This is a genomic window from Streptomyces sp. NPDC043176 (assembly GCF_056436715.1).
The window spans coordinates 1-13,666 of record NZ_JBWKCA010000041.1 but is presented as its reverse complement, the minus strand read 5'-3'; the positions used below and the strand labels follow the sequence as shown (position 1 = coordinate 13,666).

The following is a 13,666-nucleotide window of genomic DNA, read 5'->3' as shown; positions in this document are numbered from 1 at the left end:
CTCATGGGGCCAGGAGGCGTTCGGCGGGCAGGATGACCCTGACGGGCTGCTGGAAGCACTGGCGGGCCGTCCCGGCCGCGCTCCTGCCCCAGACCAGGCCGCCGTACGAGACGTTGGGCCGTAGCGTCCCCGGCGCGTGGGTCGCGGCCAGGTAGGCGTCCTTGGAGTCGAAGAGGTGACTCCATTTCAGCTCGTTCCAGTCGTCCGCCTCGCCGGGAGTGTTCGGCGGGTTGTACGAACCGCCCCAGGCGCCGGCGGGCGGCGGGGTGGTCAGCGCGTCCGGATCGGGATCGTCGAGACCGAACCGGGGCTCGGTCGGCTGCTCCGCGATCACGAAGCACCAGGGCGACGCCTTGAGCTCGGATTCGGTGAGGTCGAAGCCCACCATGGCGGTGTCGGGGTCCAGACCGCCGCGGAAGATGGGATGGCGGGCGTGCGCCTCGTCGGGTTCCGTGCCGAGCAGCGGAGCAGCGTAGATGATCGCGCCGGGGTACCGGCGCAGCAGGGCGCTGCGCAGCAGCAGGACCACCCGGTCGGGCGGGGCGGTCAGATGCGCGCCCAGCGGGAGGTCGCGCTTCCACGTGTGCAGCTCCGGCAGGTCCTTCCCGTACCCCCAGAACGAGGCGAAGTACGTGCCGCGCTGGTCGGTGGGGTACTCGCGCCAGCGCAGCTCGCGGGCGAACTCGTGGTTGAGGCCCGTCATGTACGAGGCCACGAAGGGCGCGTTGGTGAGCGCGAGGACCGCCGAGTCGGCGGGGACGTGTTCGAGGCCACCGAAGAGCCACTCGTTGGACTGCCGTGACAGCGGCGGCCACATGGCGTCCTGGAAGACGGGCGCCCACTGCACCGGTGCGTCCGGGTCGGTGCCCACGGGCCGCTCGACCCGGGAGGCCACCACCGCGGCCACCGTCACCGACGGGTCCGTCAGGGCCACGATGCCGTGCTGCGAGGTCCCCGCCGGGAAGGGGTCCCGGTGCGGGACCGGCGGGGCGTCCGACGGCCCGAGGACCCGGTCGTGCGCCGACACGACCATGTCCTTGAGGTTCTCGGGAGTGGCGGCGAGCACGGCGGGGGCGGGCAGCCGGTCCTGCTGGCCGCCGAGCAGACCTCCGCCGGTGAAGACGTCCAGCGGCAGGGTGCCGGTGGAGTGCCAGCGGTCGACCAGCTCCTTGAGGGCCCCCGGCTCCCAGGGATCCTGCTGCGCGCCGGGGCCCTCGCCCACGACGCGGAGGTCGCCGTAACAGTCCGCGCTCCACTCGCCCGAGGTGCTGGCGGCGGTGTCCCAGTCCCAGTCGCCCGGACACGTGCCCCGGAACGTGCCGTGGCGGGTCTGCGAGCTCCAGGTCCCGGTGAAGACACCGTCCGACGAGCTGTTCCAGGGGTCCCAGGTGCCGGTGCCCACCCCGCGCCACACCCCGTGCTCCCCGCCGGACTCCCACGTGCCGGTGTAGAGGGCGAGCCAGGTGGGGTCCGTGCCGCCGGCGCCCGCGTTGTTGCTCCACGTGCCGTGGAAGGCACCCTTCCACGTGCCCGACCGGTCGGGACCGACCCGCAGGGTGCCCGAGCAGGTGCCCCGCCAGCCGCCCGCCGGCTCGCCCCTGCCGTCGCTCACGGTGTCCCACGGCCCGGTCCAGGAGCCGGTGAACCCGCCCGGCGCCGACCCGGTGTCCCCCGCCCCGGTGAACAGGTCGAGTCCGGCCGGGCCGGTCCGCTCGGTGGGGAAGACCAGATCGCCGTGCCGGTCGATCCTCGTCCGGGCCAGGAAGTCCTCGGGCGCCTCCACCTCGGGCAGGGCGCCGAGCCGGAAGGTCCGGTTGAGCCCGGAGGCGGGGAGCGGCGCCGTGGCGGCCAGCTGTTCGGTGGTGACGTCGCGCCGCAGGGAGCGCGCGGTCGCGTCCGCCGCCACCTGCCGCCAGGCGTCCGCCGCCCCGTCCTCGGGCGCGAACACCTTCCGTACGGCGTCGAGCCGGTCCGCGCCGACGACCCGCTCGGGTGCGACGGAGAACGCCACCGTCCCGTCCGGGTCGCGGCGGGGCACGGCGAGTCCGGTGGGGGAGGAGGCGACCGAGGACAGCACCGTCGCGAACGGCGGCGGCTCCGGCGCGTCCGCCGCCCGCCCCGCGATCAGCCCCACCCGCCGGCTGAGGACGCCCATGGGGCGCACCGTGCGGTGGAACACCGTGGTGGCCATGGCGTTCGGCAGGAGGCTCGCCCGGACCGACGACCACAGGGTGGTGTCCGCCGTCAGGGCGATCCGGCTCTGCAGGGGTGTCGCGAGGCGCAGCACCTCGTCGGCGGAGAGCGGCTTCACGTGCCGCAGATGCAGGCGGCCGGAGACCAGCCGGGCGAACCGGGCCAGGTCGAGGAACCGGTTGGCCGCCTGCACGTCCACGAGCTGGCGCCACGCGGAGGCCATGAGGGCCTCCTGGTCGGCCTGCACGGCCCGGGCGCCGAGGCCCGCCGCGACCCGCCACCGCGGGTCCAGGTTGAGGGTGTCGAGCCAGCCCGCCGAGGCCGGGTCGGCGGTCCCGCGCAGGGCGTGGAAGCCCCCGTACAGCGGGGGCAGGACGTCCGGGTCCTCGTCGCCGGTGCCGTCGGCGATCGGGACCAGCGCCTTCGCGAGCCGCTGCTGCCACTGGGCGCTCTGCGGGCCGGCGGGCCACGGGTCCCGGGGCTGCGCGCCGGGGGCCCGCAGGGCGCTCTCCACCTCCTGCACGACCGGCCCGGGGCCGGTCGCGAACAGGCCGGGGCGGCTGACGTCGAGCGGCCGGCGGCCGGCGTGCGGGGGCAGCGGACGGGCCTGGAGTCGCGCGGCGAGCGTCTCGAAGTCGCCGGCCTCACCGGTCGAGAACACCCAGGAGAAGTAGACGGGCAGTTCGCACCGGACGCTCGCGCTCGGGTCCCACGCGGGGGCCAGGCTCGCCTGGTCGGTGTCCTTGCCGAGTCCGGCGAGCCTGCCGGCCAGGAAGGAGGGGACCAGGCAGGCGGTGTAGGTGGTGTGCGGTTCGAGCCGGCGGGGCGCGAGGAGCCGGGAGACCGACCGCCGCGGATCGGTCTCGTGGCCGGGGAGCGTCTGGGCGTGCGCCCACAGGTGCAGGGTGGCAGGGTCGGGCAGCTGGCTGCCCCTGACCCGGAGGACCGGTAGCGGCACGCCGGGTTCGCGCTGCGGCCGGCCCTCCGAGGAGGGCACGCAGACGAGGGTCAGCCAGGGGCGCAGCTCACCCGTCGCGCCTGCCCGCAGCGGGGTGAACAGCCAGGGCAGCTCGACGCGTTCGAACTCCACGAGCGGGAACTTGGTCGGCTCCGCGTCCGGTGTGCCCGGCAGCGGGAAGACCCGCACGATCTCCTTGGGGTCGATCCCCCGGACGTCGCCGGGGCCGTACAGCTGGAGCGCGGGCACCGGCACCGGCCGGCCGGGACGGCCGTTCACGGACGCGGTCGCCGCGAGCGATCCCCGCACGGGGGTGGTCCGGGACAGGTCGTCGGCGTCGGTGAGACAGGCGGCGGCGCCGGCCCGGTCCCAGGACGCGAAGGTGTACACGGTCATGGCCTCACCTCGTACGCGGGCACGACCTGGAGAAGCCCCGACCGGCCCGTGACGGTCTTCAAGTGGGCTGCGGCTTCGGTGAACGTGTTCTTGGACAGGGAACCGGCGGCCGCCTTCAGCGTGTCGCGGCTCGCGACCGCGTACACGCGCTCCTTCAGCACCGGCTTGCGCAGCGGCGTGGCGTATCGCGCGCTCAGCTCGTGGACGAGGCTGCGGCCGACGGCACCGTGGGCGAGGGCGGCCTGGAGGGCCGCGTCGCTGATCAGCCAGGGAGCGGCCGGGGCGGTGCCGCCCAGCCACTTGGTCTCGTACTCGACCGGCACCGTCGTCCGGGTGGCGCTGCCCGCGGTGGGCGGCGGGGTCAGCTCGGCGCCGGAGCGGAAACGCTCGAACGCGGGCTGGGTGAGCTTCTGATCGTCCGTGAGGTCGAAGAAGTCGGCCCGCGCGAAGTCCTCCGTGACCGGCTGCGAGGACCCGGCCCCGGCCGGGAACGTGACGGCCACGTCGAACGTGGTCGGCTTGGGCAGCCTGCCGGGGCCGAACCGGACCACCTCGATCCCCAACGGCACCGTGCGCTGGCTGAACCGCACCCGCCCCAGCGGATGCAGCAGACGGCCGGACGCCACGCCGTCGGCGCGCAGCGAGACCATCGTGCGCGCGCCGTCCGGCAGGACCGGCTCCCAGCTCCGGGGATTGTCCAGCACCTGTTCCAGCGCCCGGCAGACGTCCGGGGGCGGCGGGGCGGCCGCCTGCCCGGTGCAGTTCCAGTGTTCGTCGAAGGGAAAGCTGACGTCGAAGAAGAGGAACGACACGCCGGCGCGTCCGGAGATGTGCCAGCACGGCGTCGGACCGTCCACGTGGACGCGCAGCCCGACCGAGCACAGGGTCGCCCCGGCGACGCGCAGCGCGAACGAGCCGCCGAGGTCGAGCATCACGCCGAAGCTCGGCTCCCAGCGCACCAGCGCGTCGAAGGACAGCCGCCCGGACACGCCGGTGCCGCTCGTCCCGATGACGGCGGACAGCTCCGCGCCCGCCTGGACGGTGCCGGGGGTGAGGGCGAAGTAGCCGGTGAAGACGACCTTCAGGAACGCGGTGTCCGCGATCGGGATCGTCAGGCGCTTCGGTGTCGGGAAACCCGCGGGAGGGGTGTAGCGGGGGTGGAAGCCGCCGGCGCTGAGGATGAACGTCGCGTCCTGGCCCGACTTGGCCCGCAGCGCGAGGCCGCCCTCCACCGAGGCGGTGAGCAGCCGGGATCCGGCGAGGTTCGCGTTGATCTCGACCAGGCCGTTCGCGGCGTCGACGACGCCGGCGACCGAGGCCCGCAGGTCGATCACGGGCGCCTGCGGGGCCGGCAGCGCGATCCGCAGCCGGCCGAGGATGCCGACCACCCCGCTGGGCAGTTCGAGCACCACGCCGACGTCGGCCGTGACGAACGAGACCGGACGGCCCCAGCCGATCCGGAACATCGGTCCGACGACCGTGCTCCCGGCCCGTGCGGGAAAGACCGTCCCCATCGTGGTCAGGATGCGCGGCGCCGCCGCGGCGGCGTCCGCGGGGAAGAGCAGGTCGTCCAGGTGACCCGACTGCACGGCCGCGGCCAGGCCCACCCGGTCGAGGGCGCGGCCGACGCCGACCAGACCGCCGACGGCGTTGAGGGTGAAGGCGAGGCCGAGTTCGATCGCCGGGGTGAACTCGGCGCTCAGTGCCACGAGCACCGACGGCGGGCGGGGCTGCAGGATGCCGAACGCCTTGACCTCGACGACGCCCAGGCTGAGCGAGAGCGCGCCGCGGTACCCCCCGTCGTGCTCGCCGAGGAACCCGCCGCCCTTCGCCGGCCCGAGCGCCAGGGTGAGCCCGAGACCCTTCGGCGGCACCACCGAGGCCGTGTACCCGCCGGCCGTCGGACGGATCTCGAGTCCCGTCCCGTCCACCGTCGCGTCCGCGACGCCGAGCAGCGAGGCGCGGAAGGAGGTGGTGAGCTGAAGTCCGCCGTCGCGCGAGGCCAGGTACAACGAGGGCGCGCGCAGCCCGGCGGGGGCCCGGTCCAGCGGCAGGGCGATGCCCTTGCCGTTGCTGCCGCCCTCCAGCCGCAGCCCCTTCCCGTCGATGCGGACGCCCAGGCTCCCCCTGAGCGAGAGGCCGCCGGGGGCGAGGAGCTTCAGCAGCTCGTGGTCCACGAGCGCGAGTTCCATGCCGCCGGCCCGGAACACGAGGGTGGAGTCGTCGGGTGCGGCGGTGGGCAGGGAGAGCACGAGGCTGATCCCGTCCCGCACGGCGAGCCCCGGCACCAGGTCGAGCGCGTCGCTCAACCTGAACGTGAGGTTCAGCACCGGGGGAAGGGTGGTGCCGAGCGCCTCCACCGTGGTGGGGCCGGCGCGGAGGACGTTCTCGATCGTGAGCGACCAGTTCGGCGCCGCCCGCGTCGCGCCGCGTGCCGCGGCCCGCAGGAGGTCGACGAGGACCGGCCACAGGTCCCCCGGCGCCGCCGCGCCCGGCACCGCGAGCCGCGCGAGCAGCGCCTCCGGGGTCAGGGCGTCGGAGGGCAGCCCGAACGTGTGGGCCAGGCGTTTCCGGCGCTCGCCGTCGGGAAGCCCCGGAAGGTCGGGGAGGAGGAGGACGAGCCCGTCGCGGAGATCGGTCGCCAGCTGAGGCAGGGGGGCGGCTGCCATCAGCGGGCCGGGGAAGGGTGGGGGACGTTCATCGGATCGTCGCCGTTCTCCGCCCGCGGGCACGCAAGGGCCCCTGCCGGGCGGATGGGGGATCGGAACGCGTCCGACGCTAACCCCGGGCACGGCGCGGGGCGCGGTCGCGAACCGCCCCGGGCGCCGAACCGGTGTCCTTTTCACTCTCGCGGCAGGGGCGCGCGAAGAGCCCGCGGGGGCGCGCGACCGGCTCCCGCGAGAGCGGCCCCGTCAAGCCACGTAGCGGAACTCCGGTCCGTAGGTCATGCCGCCGCCGCCGGGGATCGGGCGCCCCATCAGGCGTTGCGCGGGGTCCTGCAGGAAGGACATCTGCCCCACCGCCTCGAACAGCAGGTTCTCCGCCTGGGAAGCGTCGCTCTCCTGCCACGGCCGTTCGAGCGCGCGCAGCAGGGCGCTCCAGACCTGGTTGAACTCGTCGAGGATCCGGATCGTCTCGGCGTCCGGTGCGGACGTGCCCGTCCGCGGCCAGCCCCCTTCGGGCACGATCCCCATGGGCAGCGCCGTGGGCACCACGATCTTCGGTCCCTTGAACTCGAACTTCCCGGTCTTCGAATCCTTCACCAGCTTGCGCTCGTGGAAGATCTCCCGGAAGGCGTAGTAGTGGGCGCGCTCTCCCGCCGTCCCCGGGAACGGGTTGTCGGGCGAGGCCGACGTGCCCTCACCCTGTTCCTTGATCACCTCGATGGCCGCCTCGACGGCGGCGAGCGTCCCGAGGGGAACGACGTCGTTCCCCTCACCGTGATGGGGCATGAGCATCGTCAGCTGCCGACGCCCGGTGATCCGCTCCGGATGCGCACGGAACGCCTCCAGGAGGGCGGTGTAGAAGGCCCCGATCGAGGTGTGTTCCGCCACGGCCCGCACGAGCGGATGGTCCGGCTCCTCGATGCGGGAGTACATGTCCACCGCATCCTTCGACAGCCCGCTCAGGAAGACGGAGAGCTCGGGCCGCACGCCTCCGGGAAGCGGGCCGGGGTACCGAGGCACCACCGTCTCGTCGGCCAGCACGGGAGTCCCGCCGATGGTGGTGAGCAGGTTGCACGCCAGCCCGAGGTGCGACATCTCGTCGAAGACGATCTCGCGCAGGGTCTCGAAGACGGAGCCGTCCCCGGTCGAGGTGTCGATCGACCACATGCCGCACAGATACGGCGGGAGCGTGGCGAGTTCCAACAGGACGGCCTGCTGCGCCGCTTCCCGCATCCAGTCGGCGTCACGCCGCTCCGCGGGCTGCTCCATCAGTTCGACGATGCGGTTGCTCCGGGCATACAGAAGGGCGTTCACCACCGGTCTCCTTCCGGACGGGCTCCGCCCGGCTTCCAGGGTCGGCGCACGCGCTGGAACCGGCCGAGCGGCCACGGGTGGGCGGGACGGGGCGGGAGGGAGGAAGAGGCGCCGTCCGCCGTCCCGCAGCGTGTTCCCGACACGGGGATCTCGCTCTTCACCACCACCTTCCATGGTAGGACGACGGATGGCCGACGGCGCGCCGCGGCGACCCGGTGCCCGCCGCGGTCGGCTTCGAGTCGCCGCCCGGCCCAGGGCGCCGGCCGTGTCGCGCGGGCGGCCCAGGGAGCCGCCGGGGTTCCGGTCGACGTCGTCCACGCGCTGGGTGACCTCGCCGTACGGCCTGCCCTGCTCCGCCGTCAGGCCGCTGGTCGCGCTGATGCCGGTCTCCGGCTCGGTGATGCACGGGACGCCGTACTGGAGCACCACGCTGTGACGGCTCTTGTCCAGAAGGCAGAAGGCAGAAGGCAGAAGGCAGAAGGCTCCCCTCCCCTCCCCGGCCGTTCGGCTCCTTGAAGATGCATGACTGGCCGACGACGCAGCGCTCGTACCCCGTGCAGCAGGCACGCTGTTGAGAGCCTGTCAGGAGACGCCGACGCGCGGGAACGTGTCTTCGCTTTCGGGCCGGGCGCGGCCCCGCCATGAGCCGAGCGCGGGTGTCGGTCCTCGACGGGGCGCGGGTGCCGCGGGGCGGTCGTACCCCCGGCCCGGGCGCCGGTCGGTTCAGTTCACCGGCATGCCGATGCCCGGCAGCCACAGCCGGCCGTGGTCGTTGACCGTCAGCTCCCAGGCCACCAGCTCGTCAGGACAGACCGAACCACGCCCCCGGACGTCGGCGACCAGCAGCCGGGCCGCCGACCTCGCCGCCTCGGGATCCTCGTCCGCGAAGGCCGCCCGCCACCAGCCGCCGTCGCGCACCTGCCACCCCCGCTCCCGCATGGTCTCCTCCCATCCCGGCCCCTCGGCCGTGGTCCGGTGGTCCACCATCAGCGACAGCTGTCCGCGGTCCTGGCTGTACCCCACCCGCAGATGGCGCGGCCAGTCCCGCGCGCACCCCACGACGAAGGACGCCCAGTCGCCCGGCACCTGCACGGGCAGCTGCTCCATCCACGAGTCCAGGAGCAGTTCGAGCGAGGCCTCCAGGTGCTCCCAGGACGCGGCCGTGTGGTGACCGTCCCAGCGGAAGGCCGGCCAGTCGCGCCCCGGCCCCCGGTACAGCAGCCAGAGATAGGGAAGCGCGTCGAAGCCGTGCGGCCCCTCCGGCCGCCGGCCGACCGAACCCGACTCCACGGCCGTGTACTCCCGTCCGTGCAGGTCCGACGCCGTGTGCACCGAGAGCGTGGCGCCCCGCGGGCCTCCCGCCAGCAACACCACGTGCCGCCCGGCGTGCCAGCGCACGCTGGGCCCCGCGGCCGAACCGCCGTACAGGGTCGGCTCCCCGAGCTCGGCCACCACCGCCTCGTACACCGGCCGCAACGCCTCCCGCCGCGCCACGCGCCCCGACCCCGGCGGGTACGGGGCGACGACCACGGCCGCCGCGTCCACATGCGCGTCGGGGCAGTCGTGCAGAACGCGTGCGCGTGCGGCGGCCCCCGCGGGACCGGGAACGAAGGAGGCAGTGCCGATGACCATGGCGCCATCGTGCCAGGCGGCCGTGCCCGACCGCGGCGCGCCCCGGGTCACGGCCTTTCGGGGACCGAAGCCGTGACCCGGGCCCCGGGACCCGGTGCCGCCCGGCCCGTCAGCCGTTCAGGATCTCGTCGTTGGGGTCGAAGGTGTGGTCGTCGGCCGGCAGGTTGTCGAGGATGTCGGAGTGGATCTCGCCGGTGAGCACGGACAGGATGAAGCGGGCGGCGGGGACGGGGTGGTGCTCCCACTCCGGCCCGCGGCCCGCGTTGGCCAGGACGGTCCAGTCCTCGGGGCGCACGTCCTTGCCGGTGAGCCAGTAGAGGTAGGCGCCGGTCCCCTCGATGTACGCGAAGGGGAGCAGGCCCGCTCCGTCGGTCTCCAGCTGCTCGGGCCGGGGCTCGGGACCGATCTCCCACAGCCGGGCCAGTACCTCGGCGCGCTCCTCCTTCATGGCGAGGAGGTCGTAGTCGGGGTCGGCGCAGTCGGGCTCCAGGATCCAGATCGTCTCGTCGAAGACGCCCCCGCCGTAGGTGTCGACGAGGTCCTTGAAGTCCTCGGGAAGGGCGCTGCCCAGGCGGGCCTCGACCTCGGGCCAGGCCCGCGGCTGACGCTCCGCCGGAGGCGGGACGAGGTGGGTGAGCTGTTCCACGTCAGGGTGCATCAGGGTGTCTCCGGGAGAGGGCTCAGGGCTTGGGGACGTTCAGGATAGTGATGTGGTTGGTCGGGGACGCGCCTTCGTAGGGGGTGAACTGGAACCCCTTGTTGCCGGTGGCGTGGATCGTCAGGCCGATCGGGACCAGGTCGGTCGGGTCGTTGGTGCGGTAGATCGGGGTCACCGTGTAGTCGATCGTCTCGTTGTTCTTGTCCACGGCGTGCCGGATCTGGTCCTCGATCGCCTTCATGACCGGGCTGTTGGCGTTGCGGTGCATGGCGACGAAGTTGCGGGTGTCCTTGTTGGAGCCGCCGATCTGGGCGCCGAGCAGGTGGGTCTTGTTCCAGCCCTTGTACTTCTGGTAGCCGACGACGTTCGCCGGCGGCTTGGTCTTGCCGCCCGTCATGCCCGGTTCGATCTTCGCCCGCATGGTGCCGGACCGGCCGCCCGGTCCGGTGCTGAACCGGACGCGGCCACCCCAGGTGGGGTCGGTCTCGTCGCACGGCGTCAGGCCGAGGGGATCCTGGAGGGTGAAGGGGTTGTCGACGTAGGCGAACGGGTTGGGGCCGGGGTCGATCCCGAGCGGGTCGGGCGTGAGGTAGCGCGCCGTCTCGGGGTCGTAGTGGCGGAAGTAGTTGTGGTGGAGTCCGGTCTCCGGGTCGTAGTACTGGCCGGGGAAGCGCAGCGGTGTGTACGCGGAGGCGTCGCGGTTCCACACGGTGACGCCCCAGACGGTGCTGCGGCTGTGCCAGGCGATGTCCCCGGTCTCGTCGACCATCTCGGTCGGTGTGCCGACGAGGTCCGTCACGATGGCGAAGAAGCGCTGGTCGACGATGTCCTGTGGGGCGTCGGAGACCGACTTGCTCTCGACCTGGAGCAGCGGCCGGTAGCCGTCGTGCTCCCAGGTGAGGTGGACCGCGTCGGCCGCGTCCGGTGCCCGCGTGGTCTGCTCGACCAGGGTGCTGCCGTCCCAGGAGAACAGCGTCTCCTCGACGACGGACGCGCCGTCGGGTCCCAGCCGCTCCTTGGCCACGCGGCGGCCGAGCGGGTCGTACCGGTAGCGCCAGCGGGTCCCGTCGGGGGTGGTGACGGCCGTGAGGCGGTCCTCCGCGTCCCAGGTGTAGTGCCAGGTGTCCGGCTTGCGGGACAGGCGGGTCTTCTGACGCAGGACCACGCGGCCCTGGGCGTCGTACTCGTAACGCACGGTCCCGGCGCCGACGAGCCGGCTGCCCTCGTAGCGTCGCTCGCCGGTGGCCTCCGCCCCGGGCATGCCCGCGGGCCAGGAGGCATGGCGCTGGTTGCCCGCCTCGTCGTACGCGTAGTGCTCCTGCCATCCCGGTCCCTCGGCGGCCGTGACGCGCCCGGCGCCGTCGAGGGAGAAGGAGCGGCGGGTCGCCCGGGCACCGGTGACGGCGAGCAGTCGCCCGTCCCGGTCCCAGCTGTACCGGCGTTCCCTGCGGGGCTCGGCCGCGGCGTCGCCGCCGGCGGGGTCGGGGGCGGACGGGGTGAGCGGGGTGAGGACCTGGGCCTCCAGCCGGCCGACCGGGTTCCAGGTGTGGGCGAGCCGGAAGACGTCCTCGAGGGTCCGGGTGGTCTCGCGGCCGACGGCGTTGTGGGTGAACCGGAGGGTCCGTCCAGCGACGGTGAGCGCGTCGCGGTGGCCCGCCGCGCCGTAGGACTGCCGGGTCACGGTCCCGGACGGCGTGGTGCGGGTCAGCCGGCGGCCGGCGGCGTCGCAGGTGGTGGCCACGGTCCTGCCGTCGATGGTCTCGGCGACGACACGGCCGACCGCGTCGTAGGCGTACTCCAGGACGGACTCGGGCGACTCGGCCCGCAGGAGGCGTCCGTCGGCGTCGTGCGCGTAACGGACGCGGTGCCCGGCGACGTCCTTCTCGACGAGGTTGCCGACGCTGTCGTACCGGTAGTGGGTGGTCTGCCCCAGCGCGTTGGTGCGGCCGGTGAGCATGCCCGCCGCGTCGTAGGCGTAGGAGGTGGTGCCGCCGTCGTAGTCGGTCTCGGCGATCAGCCGGCCGGTCGCGTCGTAGGCGTAGCCCCAGGTCAGCCCCTGGGTGTCGGTGGTAGCGACGAGCCGCCGCTCGGTGTCGTGGCGGAAGCCGATCCGTGCGCCGTCCGGGCCCCTGATCTCCGTCGGCAGGTCGAAGTGGGTGTACGCGTACGTGGTGGTACGCCCCGACGGGTCGGTGTACCGGACGCAGTTGCCCTCGCCGTCGTACGCCCACCGCTCGGCGGTGCCGGCGGAGGACGTGCGCGAGGTCAGCGCGCCTTCGACGGACCAGGTCAGCCGCGTGCCCCCGCCGAGTGGGTCGGTGACCTCCACCGGCCGGCCGAACGCGTCGTAGGCGCACCGGGTGACCGCCCCGGTGGGGTCCGTCAGGGAGGTGGCCAGTCCGGCCCGGTCACGGCCGATGACCACCGTGTTGCCGACCGGATCGGTGACGCCGGTGGTGGCGCCCCGCCCGTTGTACGTGTAGGTGGTGCGGGCACCCGCGGGGTCGGTGAGCACGGTGCGGTTCCCGTGCTCGTCGTACTCGTGCTGCCAGGTCGCGCCGTTCGGCTCGGTCACGGTGGCGGGTAGGCCGAGCTCGTTGTACGAGACGCGGGTGATCCGCCCGTCGGGCCGCAGGACGCTCGTGGGGCGCCCCTCCTCGTCGTACGCGATGCGCACGGTCGCCCCGAGCGGGTCGGTGGCGGAGACCACGCGGTCGTGTTCGTCGTACGCGGTGGTGCTGGTGTGGCCGAGGGCGTCCGTCCACGCGACCAGCCGGTAACGGGCGTCGAACCGGAAGGCGGTCGTCGCCCCGGTCGAGTCGGTGTAACGGGTGGTCCGATCGGACTCGTCGGCGTGGTCGTAGGACAGCGTGGCGGACATGATGCTGTCGGGACCGACCGTCTCGGCCACGCGACCCGCGGAGTCGTACACGTAGCGGAACGTGCTCTGGTTGCGGTCCGTCCACGAGGTGATCCGGGCGTCCCCGTCGTACGCGAACCGGCAAGGCGACCCGGAGGAGTTGGTGACCCGGGCCAGGTTGCCGTGCTCGTCGTAGCCGTACGACAGCACGGTGACGGGACCGGCCGGGGTGCGCAGGGAGAGCTCCGTGATCCGGCTGCCGTCGGTGGCCAACTGCACCTGGTAGCCGCCGTCGTGGGTGATGACGCTCGGGGATCCGTCCGGGCGGCGGGAGAACGTGACGCCGTTGCCGTGCCGGTCCTCCACCTCGGACAGCCAGTACGCGGTGGACACCGCGTACGGGTCGCCGGTGAAGTACCGGGAGAGTCCGGTGTCGGGATCGGTGACGCGGTACGTCGTCCGGGCGTCCGCGTCCTCGCTGTGCGACAGCGCCAGACACGGGCCCTCCACCGGCAGGACCGGATCGTCCCCGGCGGCGGGGACCCGGGGGTAGACCAGGAGGCTGCCGTCCTCACGGGCCCATACGAGTCCGCCCGCCGCCGGATCGACCTCCAGGCGCTCGTCCAGGGTGGAGGCCCAACTCCGGCCGAACCACTGGCCGTAGCGGTACTGGGAGAGGTGGACCCGGCGCAGGGTCAGGGGAAGGACACCCGGCAGGTCGAGGTCGGTCTGCGCCAGGATCATCTCGCCCGTCGCCATGTCGATGGGGTCGCCCTCGCAGTGCGTCCTGTCCAGCGGGATGCTGTTGCGCTGCGCGTCTCCACGGGCGCCCCGCAGGGCGTTGGGCCGGGTGCGGACGTCGTCGTCGCGCTTGCGGTCTCCGGGACCCGGCTTGCCGGAGCCGTCCTTGACGTCGTCGTGGTCGCCCTTGCGCTGGCGCGCGAGGCGGTCGCGGATGTTGTCGTCGTTGGTCTTGTGGTCCTTGGAGA

At 73.6% G+C, this 13,666-nt stretch carries 6 protein-coding genes; all 6 read right to left on the bottom strand.

Translation table 11 applies throughout. From position 1 onward, the window contains the following. Position 1 precedes the first annotated feature (1 nt). The gene (locus tag AC067A_RS36145; RefSeq protein ID WP_479247662.1) at positions 2–3,547 is read right to left on the bottom strand and encodes a hypothetical protein; all 3,546 of its coding nucleotides are present in this window, start codon (positions 3,545–3,547) and stop codon (positions 2–4) included. After that, the gene (locus AC067A_RS36140; RefSeq protein WP_479247660.1) at positions 3,544–6,216 is read right to left on the bottom strand and encodes a DUF6603 domain-containing protein; all 2,673 of its coding nucleotides are present in this window, start codon (positions 6,214–6,216) and stop codon (positions 3,544–3,546) included. The genes AC067A_RS36145 and AC067A_RS36140 overlap by 4 nt, the downstream gene beginning before the upstream one ends. Before the next feature lie 243 nt (positions 6,217–6,459). Next, on the bottom strand, positions 6,460–7,527 hold the full coding sequence (locus AC067A_RS36135) for a ferritin-like domain-containing protein (RefSeq protein ID WP_479247659.1): 1,068 nt from the start codon (positions 7,525–7,527) through the stop codon (positions 6,460–6,462). Between the two features lie 723 nt (positions 7,528–8,250). Continuing rightward, the gene (locus tag AC067A_RS36130) at positions 8,251–9,159 is read right to left on the bottom strand and encodes a hypothetical protein (protein WP_479247657.1); all 909 of its coding nucleotides are present in this window, start codon (positions 9,157–9,159) and stop codon (positions 8,251–8,253) included. Positions 9,160–9,268: 109 nt separating this feature from the next. Next, positions 9,269–9,817 carry an SMI1/KNR4 family protein gene (locus tag AC067A_RS36125; RefSeq protein ID WP_479247656.1) on the bottom strand — a complete coding sequence of 183 codons (549 nt, stop codon included), beginning with the start codon at positions 9,815–9,817 and terminating at the stop codon, positions 9,269–9,271. Positions 9,818–9,839: 22 nt separating this feature from the next. Further along, a partial coding sequence (locus AC067A_RS36120) for a DUF6531 domain-containing protein (RefSeq protein ID WP_479247655.1) occupies positions 9,840–13,666 on the bottom strand: 3,827 nt, incomplete at its 5' end.